We start from the raw sequence: 17,130 nt of genomic DNA on the forward strand, positions 1-17,130 counted from the left end.
GACTAACTTATTTCGGTCATAACAATTTTTTGAAAAGCCGATCTTTTGGTCAGTAATTGATACCAGCGCTCTAAATTTGGCAGTGGTGATCTCTCTATCTCTACGTTTAGCCACAGATAAACCAGTGGAGCCAGAGTAATATCAGCCATTCCAAACTTTTCACCGGAAAGATATGATTGGTTGTTGAGTGTTCCATTAACAATTGTCAGCAACCTTTCAATCTCTGATAAGATTCTAGAGAGGGTTTCCGGGTCTTGTTGATCTTTTGGTGTTCTGACAAAACTGATCATAAATTGTTTGATAAGCGGAAACAGATTGCAACCTGCCCAATCCATCCATTTTTCAACATTGGCTCTTTCTTGCAGGTCGGCAGGATAAAGACTATCGCTGCCAAATTTTGCGGCGACATAACGCACAATTGTGTTTGATTCCCAGAGGATAAAACCCTCTTCTTGCAAACATGGGATAACTGCATTGGGATTCATACGTAGATATTCAGGCTCGTTGAGCTTGCCAAATTTTCCCCCAATATCAACTTGTTGATATGGAACGTTTAATTCTTCGAGACACCAAAGGACTTTTTTTACGTTTGATGAGTTTTTACGACCCCAGATCGTTATCATTATTTTTCCCCTGCATCAGGTCATTCTGAATTATCAATAATATGACAATAACATTAGATGAATAACAGGGGAAACTTTACTTTATTGGGTTGGAGTCTTTCTTCATAACATCCTATATTAATAAGGGTTTTTATATTTTCTTTGTAGATAGAAATTTATTTGTAAATAAAAAATCGGGTAGTAGAGAAAAAGGGCGAGCGATGATGAAAAAAAGACGACAGACACCGGTAATAAAATCTTTTGCTGTTGGCTTGAGTGTTTTTTGGCTGGCGAGTGTCAATATATATGCAATGGACGAACCCGCAGCACCCGAAATTGATGCTAAGGCCTATGTTTTAATGGATTATTCCAGCGGGAAAATTTTGGTCTCAAATAACGCTGATGAGCGGTTAGACCCAGCCAGTTTGACAAAGATGATGACCAGCTATGTCGTTGGGCTGGCGATCGCGTCAGGAAAAATTTCCACAGAAGATATGGTGACAGTAGGTAAAGATGCTTGGGCGACGGGTAATCCAGTGCTTAAAGGTTCGTCCCTGATGTTTTTGAAGCCCGGGGACAGAGTTAAGGTTATTGATCTGAATCGTGGCGTTGTTATCCAATCAGGTAATGATGCCAGTATTGCTTTGGCGGATTATGTGGCTGGCAGTCAGGATTCTTTTGTCGATTTGATGAATAAATACTCGAAAACACTGGGGTTAACGAATACTCATTTCAAGACTGTGCATGGTTTGGATGCAGCGGGACAGTATAGTACAGCCCATGATATGGCACTTTTAAGTCAAGCTATGATCCGTAATGTGCCGGATGAATATGCGTTGAATAAAGAAAAAGAATTTACTTTTAATAATATCCGCCAGCCTAACCGCAATCGTTTATTGTGGAATAAAAATATGAATGTGGATGGTATAAAAACCGGACACACCAGTGGTGCTGGCTATAACCTTGTTGCATCAGCAACGGAAGGGCCAATGCGTCTGATTTCAGTGGTATTGGGTGCTCCCAATGATCGGGTTCGTTTTTCTGAGAGCGAAAAACTATTGTCGTGGGGATTCCGTTTTTATGAATCGGTGACACCATTGAAAGCCTCTGACACACTGATGACAGAAAAAGTGTGGTACGGGACTCATTCCGAAGTAGCTTTGGGAGTGGAAAAAGATGCTTCGATAGTAATACCCCGGGGACAGGTCGGAAATTTAAAAGCTAGTTTTACATTGAGTCAAGAATCCCTTGAAGCACCATTGATGAAAAACCAGGTGGTGGGAACTGTGAATTTTATGCTGAATGATAAAATGATCGATCAGCGTCCATTGGTTGTTAAAAAGGCTGTCGAGGAGAGTGGCTTCTTTGGACGTATATGGGATTTTGTTGTCAAGACGGTTAGTGGCTGGTTTAAGTCGATTTTCAGTTAGTGGAAGTGCGAAAGATGTAAGTTGTCAACAAATAGAAAAATGCCAGTCATTGATAAAGATGACTGGCATTTTTTACGGGGTTGCTCAGCGATAAAGATCAACCCAAATCTTTGGGCTAAAGCAGAGAATAAACAGCAGCAGAAATTGCAATACTTCCCATCACAACAACAAAGATGTTGCTGAGTTTGCCGGAGTATTTGCGCATAGCTGGAATTTTGCTGATAGCATACATTGGCATGATGAACAGGATCATAGCAATGATTGGTCCACCCAAGGTTTCGATGATATTCAGGATACCTGGATTAAGAGTTGCAATCGCCCAAGCACTCACCAACATAAAGACACTAGTGATACGATTCAGCGTTTTATGCTGAATAGTTTTGCCCTGAGTGCTTAATGCCTTGTTTACGATACCGTTGAAACCTTCACGAGCACCCAGATAGTGACCCAGGAAAGATTTAGTAATTGCGATGAAAGCGATAAATGGAGCAATGTACTCAATAGTTGGCACACGGAAGTGGTTAGCCAGATAAGACAGGATGGTAATGTTCTGTGCTTTTGCTTCTGCCAAATTTTCAGGTGACAGGCTCAGTACGCAACTAAAGACAAAGAACATGACTGTCAGAACCATCATGATATGGGCATAGGCAAGAATACGTGAACATTTTTTCTCTGCGTTCTCACCATATTCCTCACGTTTTGCCACTGCAAATGCAGAGATGATTGGAGAATGGTTAAAAGAGAAAACCATGACAGGAATTGCCAGCCACAGAGTGAACAGAAGGCCATTACTGCTTGTTGAAGACATTGCGCTATCCAGTGACAAGGTGTCAAAGATAGTCATGTTCCAGTGTGGGATAAGATACACGGCCAATAGCATCAAAACAGTAACGAATGGGAATACCAGTACACTCATTGCCTTGACGATGGTTTGCTCACCGAAGCGGATAATGCTCATCACGCCAAGAAGCAATACCAGAGCCAATAGTGCACGTGGAGGGGCATCCATTTGCAGCTGGTGGATGATAAAACTCTCTACGGTGTTGGTCAGCGCAACACTGTAAACCAGCAGAATAGGATAAATAGCAAAAAAGTAGAGGATCGTGATCAGAAAACCTGCAACTTTACCAAAATGTTCTTCTACTACACCGGTGATATCTTCACCTGTGGTTTTGCCAGACAGAACAAAACGGCACATCCCACGATGAGCAAAAAATGTCATAGGAAGAGCAAGTATTGCCATGATAATGAGTGGAATTAAACCACCAATACCTGCATTGATTGGGAGAAACAAAACACCAGCACCAATTGCAGTGCCATATAATCCCAACATCCATACAGTGTCTGATTTACGCCAGGTAGTGTAATCGCTTTTGCCGGAAGCAGTGGCTGTGATTGTGCCTGATTGAGATGTGTCCATAAATATCTCCGAAATGACGCGATAAAAGTAAAATTTGAAAACTAGTAAACCCGCACATTATTTAAATGCGCGAGTTGGATTTTTTATATGAATAATAAGTTGTCAGATATTGTGCTGATGTTTATCTAAACGTTTTTATTACTACATTAATAAGCCGGCTAAAATATGTTCACCTAAATCAAAAAATTTAATTCCAGACTTTTGATAAGGGAAATATAATTATTTTTAGTGAAATGTACCGTGATCATTCTCGCAATTGCAAGATTTATATAGAAAAGAAATTATGTTATAAACTTACCTAAAATGTTAATTAAATATTAAACAAAATAAACGGAAAAATTGAGAGAAGGTTTATCATTATTTTTATTTAAAATTGTTGCATCGCTTAAATTACCTTTCATTATTATTTACATATTAACATTTTTGGTATAATTAAATTAATGAAGTTCTAAATAGGATGATAAATATCAATGTTTTTATTTGCAATACCCTTGCAGGTAATGATTTTTTATTTAATGCACTGATAATAAATGGTGTTTTCTGTTGTTTCATTGAAGTACATGGAGTGTTTTTCTAAGAAAAAATTTCCTTTTTATTGATTATTCATTAATAAACATTCTGTGAGTGAGTTTGTTATGTGTGTGAAATTTATCCATACACCCTGATTTTATAAAGGAATGGTAATCATTTCATGGTCATATATGTTAAATATAACAGATAACCTTGTTCTAATGTTTTCTCTGATCTCCTAATGTAAAGTAAATGTTAAAACTAGTCTGGTAAAATAAAGCCTCAAATTTATTAAGGTTATCTGACTTAAGGTAAATTTAATTAAATCTCAGAAGGGGAAATGTAAATTTTATTGATAGCATGGATTTTAAGCAAAGTATCTATACTCAATAGATTTCAAGTTGCAACATCATAGTCAGCAGAGCTGCAACTTGAAAAATAAAGATATCTATTTGTATTCGATTAATTTCTTATCCATCCTTTTCGGATCAAGAATGCGCAGCAGAATTGATAAAGTTGAGTAAGTTTGTTTTGTAAGAACTGACCATATAGATTCCAAAATATCTGGGAAAGTGCACATCCCAATAGGCTGACTAAAAATGCACCAATCATATCTATCGGCCAATGAACACCCACATAAACCCGAGACCAGGCAATTGCACAGGCAAGAATCATTAAGCATAAACCTGACCAAAGACGGTGCCAAAAAAGAAATGCTAATGCGAAAGTGAATACTGCAGTACCATGGTTACTGGGAAAAGACTCCGTAGGAGCATGATAGAGAAAATTATAGCCAACGCCTTCAACAAAGGGGCGGGCGTGAGGAACAAATATTCCAATGGCATATGATGTTGCCATTCCCAAAGCAAAAGCAATACAGGATTTACTGACTACAATGCGTTGATGTGTTATGGATTCTTCTTTTCCCCAAAGCCAGCAAATGGCTAATGTGACAGGATAAATAAATACGCAATATTTCGAGATAAAGATTGCGAGCCAGATCATAGCTGGTGATGAATCTGGAGTTGCATTGATAAAAGTAAACAAATTATGGTTAAGTTGTTCTAGCAAAGTAAGCCTCACAAGCGCGATATTTACGTAAATATGATCAATCTATTTTATCAACTCATTGTTAAAATGAATATTTTATAATTCCGAAATGTAAAAAAGATTATTTTATTTCATAATTTTATTTAACGATTGTTGATGTTGCATGAGTAAATAATATAGCAGTGATAGTAAAGAAAGATAGCCGATATTTTCTTCATCTCTCTATCAAAGAATAAAAGAATAGCCCTGTTTACCTATGCTTTTAGAAGGCTGTTTTCTTGCCAGTGTGCACAGATCTAACATTATGGGACGTATATTGTACATGCAACAGGATAAACGACAAAAAACCCGATAGCCTTTAACCAAAGTGGATGACTACCGGGCTCCTCAAAATGGGGACATCAAAGAAAAGCAGTGGCAATAGTTAAGACTGCACTGTGATATAAAAGTTCTCATCATTGAGAAAAAAACGCAAAATTTTTTCAGTAAAATGATATTTGGGATTAGCGAGTATGGCTAAACTTACCGCTATCCCGTAGGATGGGGACGATTTGGTTGGATAGCGGCTTTTTTGGGATTTATTTTTAACTATTTGTATATAGTTCCAGATTTTCTTTAGCATAAGCTTCAAAATCAGTGCAACCACCGATATGGTTCTCATCAATGAAGATCTGAGGAACCGTTTCAACGGGTTTACCCACCGTTTTTGATAAGTCGTCTTTGGTGATGCCTTCTGCCCATATATCGACATAACGATAATCAAAGTCTTCGCGGTTTGTTTTTAATTTTTCAGCTAGCTCTTTGGCGCGAACACAATATGGGCAACCTGGGCGGCCAAAAATGACAGTATACATACAGACTCCTTTAATGGTAATGATCATGAACTTCATGGATTGTCATCCAGAGTTACTATGCCTGTAAGCGGAGGTAAAAAAAAGCAGGAATTACCTTTTATTGTAATTAGCCCTGCCAATTGAAGGGATTTGTTCCGCTTACTATATGATAATTTTGCGATAACCTACGGAGAGTCTGTTTTTTCAGGATGGGAAACAGGTAAAGTATGAAAGAAAATTCGTCAAAAGAGATGCATTCATTGGCTGATATGCCTAAGTTAGTCATTTTATTGGAAGCATTGGGAATAGGCTTATTAGTTCTGGCGTATTTGTCGATAAGTGATAGCATAATTCTATCACCTTTATTAATGACGGCAGAAGCGCACATTGCTATGATCTTACTGGGTATCGGTTGTTTGATACCAGCAGCTATCCATATTATCTGGCGTGCGGTCTATAATCTTTCCTTTCTGGGAATTGATCATAAGAAAGCAGATAAAAATCATCAGACTGTTTCTGATGATGAAAAAACAAAATAGTTAATTATTGGTCATACTGCTACCCGGCAGGGAATGTTTCCCCAAGGTAGCATGTGTAACTTTCTGGTCATATGAGGTTAATTCGATGGATTCTATGGTTATTCCCGATATGTCAATATTGCGCACATGGCTTGAACAGCTAAAAATCTCTTACTTTGAGAATGATTCATGTTCAGTCTTACACTTACCTCATATGCAGAATATTGATGGCTTGTTTGATGCCAAGATCGATCTGTTGGGTGATGTTCTATTGTTTTCTGCTCTTGCAGAAGTAAGACCAACTGCGATAATTCCATTAGTTGCCAATTTGAGTCAGATTAATGCTAGTTCCCTCACCGTTAAGGCATTTCTTGATGTTCAAGATGAAAATTTACCCAAATTGATTGTTTGTCAGGCATTTTCTGTCGCTGCGGGCATGACTTTCAGGCAGTTTTCTAATTTTATGAAACAAGGTGAAGAACAAATTGCTAACGTGATCTTTGAAATTCATAGCAATAATCTTCTCTATGTCAATCATGATATGGAAAGTGAGATGGAAGTAGAAGATGAAGAAGCATTAACCTCAACGGAAACATCAACGTTTACCTTGCACTAATATTTTTTGATACGGTTTTTTACAATGCAATGTGTGCAGTATACCGCGGGGCATTGTCACTCCTGCCAGTGGCTCGATAAGTCCTATTCACATCAATTATCTGATAAACAACAACATTTAAAACAACTTTTACAGGAAGCATCAGTAATACACTGGTTATCACCAGTAACGAGCAAGACAAGTGAATTTCGTAATAAGGCAAAGATGGTTGTAAATGGCAGTGTTGAGCGCCCTTTGCTCGGCATGTTGCATCGTGATGGTAGAACGGTAGATCTTTGTGATTGTCCATTATATCCACACTATTTTCAGCCAATTTTTGAAGTAGTAAAAGTATTTATCGCTAAATCTGGCTTGGTTCCGTACAACGTGGAACGTAAAAAGGGAGAATTGAAATATATTCTTCTGACGGAAAGTCGAGCCAATAATGAAATGATGCTGCGGTTTGTTTTGCGATCAGAAACAAAATTAGCTCAGTTCGAGCGGGCATTACCGTGGTTGAAGGAACAATTGCCACAAATTACGGTGATTTCCGCGAATATCCAGCCGACTCATATGGCAATTCTCGAAGGTGAGAAAGAGATTATTTTTACTGAACAGAAGATGTTAAAGGAAACTTTTAACAATATCCCGTTGTATATTCGTCCGCGGAGTTTTTTCCAGACTAATCCAGATATTGCCTCGGAACTGTATGCAACCGCGGGGCGTTGGGTCAGAGAGCTGAATATCAGCAGTATGTGGGATCTGTTTTGTGGTGCTGGCGGCTTCGGGCTGCATTGTGCGGATAAAGAGACTAAGTTGACGGGCATTGAGATCAGTGCTGAGGCTATTGATTGTGCTAAAAGTTCAGCTAAAAGTATGGGATTGGAATTCGTGGAATTTAAGGCATTGGACTCTACCCATTTTGCTCTCGATAAATCGCAGATACCTGAGCTGGTGTTGGTAAATCCTCCCCGAAGAGGCATTGGCAAAGAGCTTTGTAAGTACCTTAGCCGTATGTCTCCTAAGTTCGTGCTTTACTCCAGTTGCAATGCTCAGACGATGGCGAAGGATATTGCTATGCTTAAACAATATCGAATAGAAAAAGTACAGTTATTCGATATGTTTCCTCATACTGAACATTATGAAACTCTGGCATTATTGGTTCTCGATATTAGCTAACTAACTAAGCTTGCTTGCCTTACCCTGTGATAACAATGAGTTATCACAGGGTAAGGCAGAATATATTCTGTGTAATTGAAGGTCACTTTCGATATTCAAATGATAGGGCACGTTGTTCAAGCATACGCATGAACAGTGTCAGAAGACCATTAATGCAAAGGTAGATTATTCCGGCGGCAACAAATACGGTGACATCATAACTACGTCCGAACTGCAGTTGGCTATATCCCATGATATCCAATAAGGTGATCGTACTGGCAAGTGAAGTACTCTTGAAGATCAGAATGACTTCATTGGAATAAGAAGAGAGTGCTCGCTTGAAAGCATAAGGCAGCAGAATACGCATAGAGTGAATTTTGGACATCCCGAGAGCGTGACAAGATTGCCATTGTCCTGTTGGTATAGCTTTAACGGCACCATAAAATAGTTGAGTCGAATAGGCTGCGCTATTCAATGCCAGAGTAATCATCGCGCAGAGCCAAGGTTCTGACATGAATTTCCATAACCACGGATATTCTTTGATTGATGGAAATTGTCCCGGACCGTAATAAATCAAAAAAAACTGAACGAGGAGGGGAGTTCCGGTAAATAACGTGATATAGCCTTTTACCAATTGGGAAAGCACGGGTAGTTTCATTGTCAGAATCATGGTCAAAACAACCGACAATATAAATGCGGTCAGTAGTGCCGTGAAAGTCAGACTGAGGCTGGTTTGTAATCCCGGTAAAATTTCCCTGATATATTCAAACATTATGAAATACTCCGTTCAAAATGAGTGGCACGCATTTCAAGCTGTCTGAGAATAAATTGACTCACGAGCGTAATTACCAAATAGATGGCGGCAACAATTACATACCATGTGAAAGGTTCTTGTGTGCGAGTTGCGATACTTTTTGTTTGTAGCATCAGGTCATTAACACTAATCAGTGAAACCAAAGCCGTATCTTTCAGCAAAACCAACCATTGATTTCCCAGACCAGGCAGAGCATGACGCCACATTTGTGGCATAATCAGGCGAAAAAAAATGCGCCTTTGGCTTAACCCCAATGCTTGACCCGCTTCCCGTTGCCCCATTGGAACTGCTTTCAAGGCACCTCTGATCGTTTGAGAGGCATAAGCGGAATACAGTAATGAAAGAGCAATCACTCCACAAAGGAAAGGGCTGACATCAAAGCTATCAATTTCCATCTGCACTTTAAACTGCCAGACGATAAGATTAACTTCAAAACCGTCTGACAGAGTTATTAGAAGCTGTGAACTTCCAAAATAAATAAAGAGAACAACTAAAATTTCAGGCAGTCCCCGGATCAATGTAACCCAACAGGAGCCTAAAAAAGCGATCGGTTTCCAGCGGATAGATTCCCATGCGGCAAAAAGCATTGCCAGAATCAAACCAACCATAAGCGAGGAGACAGCAAGGCCGACGGTAACACCGGCGGCGCCGATTAAAGATTGAAGTTCACTCATCGGGACTCAGTTTATTATTCAAACCATTTTTTATAGATGGTGTCATAAGAACCATCTTGTTTAACTTCTGCGAGTGCTTTGTTCAGTTTGTCCAGCAATTCTGTATTGCCCTTGCGAACAGCAATGCCTAAACCTGTACCAAAGTAATTTTTGTCTGTCACTTTATCACCAACAGTGCTTAATTCTTTATTCTTTCTCAGCCACTCGTCAACAACCGCAGTATCGCCAAACACAGCATCAATACGGCCATTTTTCAGATCAAGGATCGCATTTTGATAGCTATCATAAGGTACAGTTTTGATTTCTTTATGCTGCTCCATCAAATACTTCTGATGAGTAGTACCGTTTTGAATACCTACTTGTCTATTTTTCAGATCGGCAATATTGGAAAATTTCCCTTTGATAGCAATGAAAATAGCCGAGTTATCATAATAGGTATGGGTGAAATCAACTTGTTTCTGACGCTCTGGTGTAATATCAATGCCTGCCATAAGGGCATCAAAACGGCGGAATTTCAGACTGGGAATGAGGCTATCAAAAGCCTGATTGGTGAATGTGCACTCTGTGTTGATCTTTGCACATATGGCATTCGCTAAATCGACATCAAATCCCTGAATCTTATTGTTTTCATCAATAAATTCAAATGGGGGATAGGTCGCCTCTGTCGCAAAACGAAGAGTGGCTTTCTCTGCTGCGGTTGCTGATAAAGTTATTGCACTCAATAAGGCTGCAAATAAAAATTTTTTCATAGCCATATCCTGTCGTTCATGAGTATTGTGGTTGGTGTTTGTTTTATGTTCGCTTATCGATATAACAGACTCAATGTGATAATGATATATCAATGTGACAAGTAATGAGCAAAGGCTTCTGTTCGAGGTTGAGTAAAATGAGTTACATCACCTTTTTCGATAATATTCCCTAGTTCCATATATACAATTTGGCTTGCTGTTTTGCGAGCCAGCTCTACTTCATGGGTCACGATAACTTGGGTGATACCGGTTTCGGCCAACTCTTTGATAATATCAACAACTTGAGATGTGATTTCGGGATCAAGCGCCGCAGTGGGTTCATCAAACAACAGAATTTGAGGTTCCATCATTAAAGCCCGCGCAATAGCAACACGTTGTTGCTGTCCACCAGAAAGATGAAGCGGAAAACGGTCAGTGAATTCATCCAGACGAAGACGGGAAAGTAATTTTGTTGCTTTTTCCCGTGCCCGTTGTTTAGATTGCTTCAATACCCGACAGGGTGCTTCAATCAAATTATCCATCACGGTTAAGTGTGGCCACAGATTGTATTGTTGGAAGACCATGCCGACTTTTTGCCGCAATGCCAGAATTTCTTTGTGGTTTGGTTGCTGTTTGAAATCAAACTGATGGGTTGCCACATTAAGTTGCCCAGAGTGAGGCATCTCCAGTAGATTCAAAACACGTAGCAAAGAACTTTTTCCGGCACCGCTTGGCCCTAGTAATACCACGGTTTCCCCTGATGCACATTCAAAATTGATATCGAACAGTGCCTGATGTGTACCATAGAAACAATTTATGTTTTTTAATTGAATGTTCATGCTGAAAATGTGAATAGTTAATATTTTGACTGGATGTTAATCTTATAAGAATAACTATGCAATAATATATGCATAAAATTGTTGTTTTTATTAGATTGGTGGCTTAACTAATCAAGTTATAGACATTTTTTAGAACGTCTTTTGTTCTTATTTTGATGACTGAGATTGGTTTTTATACTGAAAAAGTTTCTTTTTAGTCAGTTTATACTTGATGAATCTCAAGATACAACTTGAAATTCATCAAGTAGATATGTCAGGCCTAAACTCTCGTTATTGGGTAAAAAATGCGATAAACAAGGGGGTCATCAAGCTCAATATAAAACCATGAACGATAGCGGCTGGTACAATCTCTACTCCACCACAGCGTTGTAAAATGGGTAAGGTAAAATCAATTGAAGTCGCTCCTGTTAAACCCAATGCCATTGAACGGTAACGATTTATAAGCATAGGGATAAGTATAATTGACGCAAGCTCCCGAACTAAATCATTGAAAAATGCTGCGCTTCCGAGTACGGGACCATAAGCATCCGAAATTAATATACCGGAAAGGGAGTACCATCCATATCCAGAAGCAATAGCAAGGCCTGTTTTGGTGGGTAATCCGAGTAAAAATGCTGCTAGCACGCCACCTAACAAAGAACTGACGGCGACTGTTATAGCAACAATTGTGCCGCGGCGATTCAGTAGCGTTTGTTTTAAGCTCATGCCGTTATTGCGTAATTGAACTCCGACCAGAAATAGCAAAATAATCAAGACAATTTCGCTGGCATTATTGGAGAAACGGAACCATGACCAGCCTGTTAATCCGATAATAAATCCGAATATCAATGCACTGCATAATTTGACGGAATCTAACGCCATATGTAATCGGGAAGGGGGTTTTTCCTGCTTATGCGTATTAACAATCCATGGATCTCGTTTATCCAAGAGGAAAAGCGCTAGCATATTAAAAATAAAGATACATAGAAAAAATGTCGTCGCATATAGCAGGATAGAAAGTAAATTACTGCCTAAGTTTTCCAGCATAGCGAGGCTAATGCCCATAAGGAGGAGAATAATATAGACCATGGCATTGAGTAGCCGATGAGCTAGAGCTAACACTGATTTATTATTCAAGTGAATAAGGTAGCCTAGACTTAATGGTAGGAGAATAATTAATAATCCTGAATACATGATTCATATCCTTATCCAAAAAATATCTTTTTATCTATTTTTAATAACTGAAAGCAGTCACAAAGACTAATAAATTCATATAAACAAAATAGTTACACTAAAATAACAAATAGGGTAAAGGTAAATACACTGAAATTCAACGCTTTTTTATTCTAAAAAAATATAAATGTTATAAATAAAATTAAATAAATGCTGTACATAAAAAGGGGAGTGTGTGTTCCTGAACGTATGGAAATTTCCGGCTTAAGAGGTATAAAATAGATTATCATTTATACTTGACGATAATATGTCCTGATAGTTGAAAATGCGTCGTGTCTCGTTCCATATTCACTTTAATTGACCATCTTTTCGTGAAGGAGAACCAACACTTCTAAACCTGATTTGACCATTGCTGTTGCTAATCATGCAGCAGAACGTGGTGTTACTGTTATTCCTCCTCTTTTTGAGAAACACGTTTTCCGGGATTGTTGGGTTGACGAGAGGAAAAGTCAATTAAACGTGTAGTTTTGACTCATTTCTATTGATTATTTTCGGGCAGGGTAAGGTGCACTAGAAATTTTTCTTATCAAAAATATCTTGTTGAGAGGATGTGTTGATGTTGTATACAGTACATTTAGATAATTAGATAGCGTGTTCTAATTGTGGGTATTTGTTGATGAATTTTCTTAATGCTAAGCGTCGCTGGATTTTTGCAGGAATTGTCCTCATTGTAGTGGCATTCGCATTAAACTATTTCTTTCACCAAAATAAAATCATTAAATATCAGACTAGTGCGGTGATGAAAGGGAACTTTGAAAGAAATGTTTTAGCGACAGGCAAACTCGATGCTGTCAGTAAAGTTGATGTCGGTGCTCAGGTTAGTGGTCAGTTGAAAGAATTATATGTGAAGTTAGGGGATACCGTTAACAAAGGTCAACAGCTGGCAACAATTGATCCTCAAACAGCGAAAAATACTGTGATAGAAACGGAGGAGACAACAAAATCACTGAAGGCTGATCTGCGTGGGGCACGGGCAGAATTTAAACTTGCTTGGCTCAAATTCAGGCGACTGAAACGATTATTTAAATTACATGCAACGTCAAATCAGGAACTGGATAATAGCATAACGGATATGCACTCTAAGGCTGCCAGAGTGGATAATTTGATAGCACAAATTAAAAAAAATAGAGCCAATCTTGATACTGCGAAAACAAACTTACAATATACCAATATCATCGCCCCAATCACGGGCATTGTGACAGATATCAAAACATTTCAGGGACAAACCGTAATTGCTGCACAAGAAGCACCAACGATCCTGACACTGGCCAATCTCGATACTATGATTGTCAGTGCAGAAATATCAGAAGCGGATGTTATCAACTTAAAGCCCGGGCAAAAAGTATCATTTACCATATTAGGCGCCCCTGACAAACAATTTCATGGTGTTTTAAAAGATATTTTGCCAACACCGCAAGTCGTCAATAAAGCTATTTTCTATTATGCCCGTTTTGAAGTACCTAATCTTGAGCATATTTTACGTTTACAAATGACGGCTCAAGTTAAAATAGAACTTCAATTGCTGCATAACGTATTGATGATCCCTATTTCAGCTTTGGAAAAACAGATATCGCCTACCGAATACGAAGTTAGTGTGCTGCATAATGGTAAAGAAATAAAACGTAAAATAACAACAGGCGTTTTTAATAATGTCAATGTTCAAGTTATCACTGGATTACAAGAGAACGAACGCGTGATCACCGCTCGCAGTGATGATACTGAGGATACTGAGGCATTATGATAAAAACTTTACTGGAACTGAAAGGCGTTAACCGTAGTTACCTTGCTGGAGGAGAATGCGTGACTGTGTTGGATAATATTTCATTATCCATTCAGGCGGGTGAAATGGTAGCTATTGTTGGTGCATCAGGTTCGGGTAAATCTACCCTGATGAATATACTTGGTTGTTTGGATAAACCAAGCAGTGGGGAATATTGGATTTCAGGAACAAATATCGCCAATTTTAATAGCGATGAGCTGGCGGAATTACGCCGGGAATATTTTGGATTTATTTTTCAGCGTTATCATTTACTGAGCCATTTAACTGCTGAGCAAAATGTTGAAATTCCGGCAATTTATTCAGGGACTTCTAAAATACTGCGTCGTGAGCGAGCAATTGAATTACTCAAACGCCTCGGATTGGGTACTCGCATTAGTTATCGGCCAAGCCAGCTTTCAGGAGGACAGCAACAGCGCGTAAGTATTGCCAGAGCACTTATGAATGGGGGACAGGTTATTCTTGCTGATGAGCCGACAGGGGCTTTGGACAGCACTTCCGGTCAGGAAATGATGAATATATTGAAACAACTGTGCCAGCAGGGGCATACGGTTGTTATTGTGACTCATGATCCAAAAATTGCAGCGCAGGCTCAAAGGATAATTGAAATTAAAGATGGGCGTATCATGAGTGATTCACGCGTTTCTGATAATAAAATAGTGGCTCATTTTTCTCCGGTGGAGATAAAAACTTCTTCAATTCAACAAATCTGGGGAAGTTTCAATGAGGCACTGTGGATGGCATGGCGCGCCATGGTCGCCAATAAAATGCGGACTTTGCTGACGATGCTTGGCATTATTATTGGTATTGCTTCTGTCGTCACTATCTTAGTGATAGGTAATGCAGCAAAATCGAAAGTGTTATCACATATTAAAGCTATTGAAACCAATTCCATTGCGGTATATCCAGGGGAAAATTTTGGCAGTGATGACAGTTTAGGCATGCAATCGCTGAAACTTACTGATATTCCGGCAATAAAATCCCAGTATTATGTTCAGGCTGTTTCCCCTGAGATTGCTCAAAGTGGGAATTTACGTCACGGTAATGTTGATGCTGGTGTCAGTATATCTGGTGTAGATGGCGATTTTTTTCGTGTGTATGCCATGAAGTTTTCGCAAGGTATGCCCTTTACCCCAGAAATGATTTATCAGCAAGCTCAAGTCGTTATCATTGATGATAATACACGTAAAAAACTATTCCCTTATCAACATGATGTAATAGGTAAAGATTTACTGCTGGATAATATGCTGTTGACCGTGGTTGGGGTGATTGAGCGTGGGCCGCGTTTTTATGGTAATTCATTACAAATTTGGTTGCCTTATAGCACGATGAATAGCCGTATGCTAAACCAAGATTATTTGGGTTCGATTGTTATCAGGGTGAAAGATGGCTATTCTTCTGATGAGGCGGAAGAAAAAATTACCCAATTGTTGGCATTTCGCCATGGTAAAAAAGATTTCCATATCTACAATGCGAATACAATAATTGCCGCGGTAGATCAAACAACTCAAACTATGCAAATATTTTTAACACTGGTAGCGGTTATATCTTTAGTTGTTGGTGGTATTGGCGTGATGAACATTATGCTGGTATCAGTAACAGAGCGCACCCGAGAGATTGGCATTCGCATGGCTGTTGGTGCCAGAACCAGTGACATTATGCAGCAATTTCTTATTGAAGCCATTCTGGTCTGTTTGATGGGAGGAGCATTGGGTATCTCCCTGTCATATAGCTTTGCTTTGATTGTGCAATTAATCTTACCGAAATGGGATTTCGGTTATAATCTCACTGCATTTTTCATCGCCTTTGGTTGCTCAACTACAATTGGAATAATATTTGGTTTTTTACCTGCACGAAACGCTGCCCGTCTCGATCCTATCGAAGCCCTGGCAAGGGAATAGCTACGAAACTGCGGTTAAATCAAAATTATCTCAGGCGATCTGGACATGCCATGTATATGTTAAAACGAAGAGAAAAAATGAAGTGCGCTAATAGCACGCCGCAAATAAGCCCACTGTTTATTTGTGGCGTGGAATTATAATTTTATTGAGTCGCTCTTTTTTTTGATTTTGAATCGTTTTCTTTCGATTTTGAATCACTTTCCAGAGGCACAATAAGGCTAGCGTGATTACCTTTGGGGCCTTGATTAACACTAAAATTCACTTTTTGCCCAGCTTTCAGAGTCCTATAACCATCCATCTGAATGGTTGAATAGTGAGCGAATATGTCATCTCCTCCGCTGGTCGGGCAAATAAATCCAAAGCCTTTTGCATTATTGAACCATTTAACAGTACCTGTTTCCATACTTCTCTGTCCCTCGTATTACGATTTCGGATTTAGGAATCATAAAAAAATTAAAAATATGAACAGAAACCCAGACAGGGCTGGTGTTCACAAAATATACTGTAGTGAAATTCATTACGCCGTCAAGCATATAAATAACGTCAGGCTGTCTCAAATGGCTAAAGTTTGATATAGATAACGATATCTAATTTTTAAGCGAATTCTTTATCCGATAACCGAAGGGGGTAAGCAGAGTGCTTTATGAAGTGATAAAATATATAGCAGTATAATGGATTAGTTCATACTAAAATCCAACGGAAAGCTAACACCCAGCGGAAGAATGATGACTGAGTTTTATAACAATTTGAAAGTTAAAGAATTTATTAAGGAAGACGCAAAACAAAAGTTACAACCCCCATCAATGTATAAGGTTGTTCTTAACAATGACGATTATACCCCCATGGAGTTTGTGGTTGACGTATTGCGAAAGTTCTTTTCTTATGATGTTGAACGAGCAACGCAACTAATGCTGGATGTCCATTATAAAGGGAAAGCAGTTTGCGGAATTTATACGGCAGAGGTCGCAGAAACTAAAGCTGCGCAAGTGAACATGTATGCTAAGGAGCACGAGCATCCGTTACTTTGCACGCTAGAAAAGGTCTGATCTGGCTCACTGATTTTAGGAGG

General features: G+C 39.0%; 17 protein-coding genes. 7 read left to right on the forward strand and 10 right to left on the reverse strand.

Annotation, left to right across the window (positions count from 1 at the left end; genetic code table 11):
- Positions 1-2 precede the first annotated feature (2 nt).
- Positions 3-623, reverse strand: a complete 621-nt coding sequence (locus AC5JQI_RS06800; protein WP_493914153.1) for a glutathione S-transferase family protein — start codon at positions 621-623, stop codon at positions 3-5.
- A 200-nt stretch (positions 624-823) separates the two neighbouring features.
- Between AC5JQI_RS06800 and AC5JQI_RS06805 the strand changes: the two genes are divergently transcribed.
- Positions 824-2,032 carry a serine hydrolase gene (locus tag AC5JQI_RS06805; protein WP_493914154.1) on the forward strand — a complete coding sequence of 403 codons (1,209 nt, stop codon included), beginning with the start codon at positions 824-826 and terminating at the stop codon, positions 2,030-2,032.
- Positions 2,033-2,147: 115 nt separating this feature from the next.
- On the opposite strand, the gene AC5JQI_RS06810 is transcribed toward AC5JQI_RS06805, so the two are convergent.
- The 3 genes from AC5JQI_RS06810 to AC5JQI_RS06820 form a co-directional block, all read right to left on the reverse strand.
- Positions 2,148-3,452 carry an HAAAP family serine/threonine permease gene (locus AC5JQI_RS06810; protein WP_237385293.1) on the reverse strand — a complete coding sequence of 435 codons (1,305 nt, stop codon included), beginning with the start codon at positions 3,450-3,452 and terminating at the stop codon, positions 2,148-2,150.
- A 972-nt stretch (positions 3,453-4,424) separates the two neighbouring features.
- On the reverse strand, positions 4,425-5,033 hold the full coding sequence (gene ybjG, locus AC5JQI_RS06815; RefSeq protein WP_237385292.1) for an undecaprenyl-diphosphate phosphatase: 609 nt from the start codon (positions 5,031-5,033) through the stop codon (positions 4,425-4,427).
- A 563-nt stretch (positions 5,034-5,596) separates the two neighbouring features.
- A complete protein-coding gene (locus AC5JQI_RS06820; RefSeq protein ID WP_493914155.1) occupies positions 5,597-5,866 on the reverse strand; it encodes a GrxA family glutaredoxin in 270 nt (89 codons plus the stop codon).
- 206 nt (positions 5,867-6,072) lie between these two features.
- Between AC5JQI_RS06820 and AC5JQI_RS06825 the strand changes: the two genes are divergently transcribed.
- The 3 genes from AC5JQI_RS06825 (at position 6,073) to rlmC (ending at position 8,137) form a co-directional block, all read left to right on the forward strand.
- A complete protein-coding gene (locus AC5JQI_RS06825; RefSeq protein ID WP_237385290.1) occupies positions 6,073-6,384 on the forward strand; it encodes a YbjC family protein in 312 nt (103 codons plus the stop codon).
- Positions 6,385-6,469: 85 nt separating this feature from the next.
- Complete coding sequence (locus AC5JQI_RS06830; protein WP_493914156.1) at positions 6,470-6,979, forward strand: type III secretion system chaperone family protein; 510 nt, start codon at positions 6,470-6,472, stop codon at positions 6,977-6,979.
- Between the two features lie 24 nt (positions 6,980-7,003).
- Positions 7,004-8,137 (forward strand): 23S rRNA (uracil(747)-C(5))-methyltransferase RlmC, encoded by a 1,134-nt coding sequence (gene rlmC, locus AC5JQI_RS06835; protein ID WP_493914157.1) that lies wholly within the window; start codon positions 7,004-7,006, stop codon positions 8,135-8,137.
- Positions 8,138-8,219: 82 nt separating this feature from the next.
- Here rlmC and artM read toward each other — a convergent pair whose 3' ends face one another.
- From artM to AC5JQI_RS06860, 5 genes are all read right to left on the reverse strand, one after another.
- Positions 8,220-8,888 (reverse strand): arginine ABC transporter permease ArtM, encoded by a 669-nt coding sequence (gene artM / locus AC5JQI_RS06840; protein WP_237385287.1) that lies wholly within the window; start codon positions 8,886-8,888, stop codon positions 8,220-8,222.
- Positions 8,888-9,604 (reverse strand): arginine ABC transporter permease ArtQ, encoded by a 717-nt coding sequence (gene artQ / locus AC5JQI_RS06845; RefSeq protein WP_493914158.1) that lies wholly within the window; start codon positions 9,602-9,604, stop codon positions 8,888-8,890. Before artQ ends, artM begins: the two co-directional genes overlap by 1 nt.
- A 14-nt stretch (positions 9,605-9,618) precedes the next feature.
- Positions 9,619-10,353: an arginine ABC transporter substrate-binding protein gene (gene artJ, locus AC5JQI_RS06850; RefSeq protein ID WP_493914159.1), complete on the reverse strand. Its 735-nt coding sequence runs from the start codon at positions 10,351-10,353 to the stop codon at positions 9,619-9,621.
- A gap of 89 nt (positions 10,354-10,442) precedes the next feature.
- The gene (artP, locus tag AC5JQI_RS06855) at positions 10,443-11,171 is read right to left on the reverse strand and encodes an arginine ABC transporter ATP-binding protein ArtP (protein ID WP_493914160.1); all 729 of its coding nucleotides are present in this window, start codon (positions 11,169-11,171) and stop codon (positions 10,443-10,445) included.
- 270 nt (positions 11,172-11,441) lie between these two features.
- Positions 11,442-12,344 carry a LysO family transporter gene (locus AC5JQI_RS06860; RefSeq protein ID WP_493914161.1) on the reverse strand — a complete coding sequence of 301 codons (903 nt, stop codon included), beginning with the start codon at positions 12,342-12,344 and terminating at the stop codon, positions 11,442-11,444.
- Between the two features lie 655 nt (positions 12,345-12,999).
- Between AC5JQI_RS06860 and macA the strand changes: the two genes are divergently transcribed.
- Together macA and macB are read left to right on the forward strand one after the other, a co-directional pair.
- Positions 13,000-14,124: a macrolide transporter subunit MacA gene (macA, locus tag AC5JQI_RS06865; RefSeq protein ID WP_493914162.1), complete on the forward strand. Its 1,125-nt coding sequence runs from the start codon at positions 13,000-13,002 to the stop codon at positions 14,122-14,124.
- Positions 14,124-16,061 (forward strand): macrolide ABC transporter ATP-binding protein/permease MacB, encoded by a 1,938-nt coding sequence (gene macB / locus AC5JQI_RS06870; protein WP_493914633.1) that lies wholly within the window; start codon positions 14,124-14,126, stop codon positions 16,059-16,061. The genes macA and macB overlap by 1 nt, the downstream gene beginning before the upstream one ends.
- Positions 16,062-16,203: 142 nt before the next feature.
- Here macB and cspD read toward each other — a convergent pair whose 3' ends face one another.
- The gene (gene cspD, locus AC5JQI_RS06875; RefSeq protein ID WP_493914163.1) at positions 16,204-16,464 is read right to left on the reverse strand and encodes a cold shock-like protein CspD; all 261 of its coding nucleotides are present in this window, start codon (positions 16,462-16,464) and stop codon (positions 16,204-16,206) included.
- 322 nt (positions 16,465-16,786) lie between these two features.
- On the opposite strand from cspD, the gene clpS reads away from it, so the two are divergent.
- On the forward strand, positions 16,787-17,107 hold the full coding sequence (gene clpS / locus AC5JQI_RS06880) for an ATP-dependent Clp protease adapter ClpS (protein WP_237385280.1): 321 nt from the start codon (positions 16,787-16,789) through the stop codon (positions 17,105-17,107).
- Positions 17,108-17,130 lie beyond the last annotated feature (23 nt).

Source organism: Xenorhabdus sp. XBWT (genome assembly GCF_059072735.1).

Coding starts and splice junctions, on each gene's coding strand:
- AC5JQI_RS06860 (WP_493914161.1), bottom strand. CDS start 12,344: ATGTATTCAGGATTATTAATTATTCTCCTACCATTAAGTCTAGGCTAC.
- artJ (WP_493914159.1), bottom strand. CDS start 10,353: ATGAAAAAATTTTTATTTGCAGCCTTATTGAGTGCAATAACTTTATCA.
- macA (WP_493914162.1), top strand. CDS start 13,000: ATGAATTTTCTTAATGCTAAGCGTCGCTGGATTTTTGCAGGAATTGTC.
- AC5JQI_RS06805 (WP_493914154.1), top strand. CDS start 824: ATGATGAAAAAAAGACGACAGACACCGGTAATAAAATCTTTTGCTGTT.
- AC5JQI_RS06825 (WP_237385290.1), top strand. CDS start 6,073: ATGAAAGAAAATTCGTCAAAAGAGATGCATTCATTGGCTGATATGCCT.
- cspD (WP_493914163.1), bottom strand. CDS start 16,464: ATGGAAACAGGTACTGTTAAATGGTTCAATAATGCAAAAGGCTTTGGA.
- AC5JQI_RS06820 (WP_493914155.1), bottom strand. CDS start 5,866: ATGTATACTGTCATTTTTGGCCGCCCAGGTTGCCCATATTGTGTTCGC.
- AC5JQI_RS06800 (WP_493914153.1), bottom strand. CDS start 623: ATGATAACGATCTGGGGTCGTAAAAACTCATCAAACGTAAAAAAAGTC.
- rlmC (WP_493914157.1), top strand. CDS start 7,004: ATGCAATGTGTGCAGTATACCGCGGGGCATTGTCACTCCTGCCAGTGG.
- clpS (WP_237385280.1), top strand. CDS start 16,787: ATGACTGAGTTTTATAACAATTTGAAAGTTAAAGAATTTATTAAGGAA.
- artQ (WP_493914158.1), bottom strand. CDS start 9,604: ATGAGTGAACTTCAATCTTTAATCGGCGCCGCCGGTGTTACCGTCGGC.
- artM (WP_237385287.1), bottom strand. CDS start 8,888: ATGTTTGAATATATCAGGGAAATTTTACCGGGATTACAAACCAGCCTC.
- artP (WP_493914160.1), bottom strand. CDS start 11,171: ATGAACATTCAATTAAAAAACATAAATTGTTTCTATGGTACACATCAG.
- AC5JQI_RS06810 (WP_237385293.1), bottom strand. CDS start 3,452: ATGGACACATCTCAATCAGGCACAATCACAGCCACTGCTTCCGGCAAA.
- AC5JQI_RS06830 (WP_493914156.1), top strand. CDS start 6,470: ATGGATTCTATGGTTATTCCCGATATGTCAATATTGCGCACATGGCTT.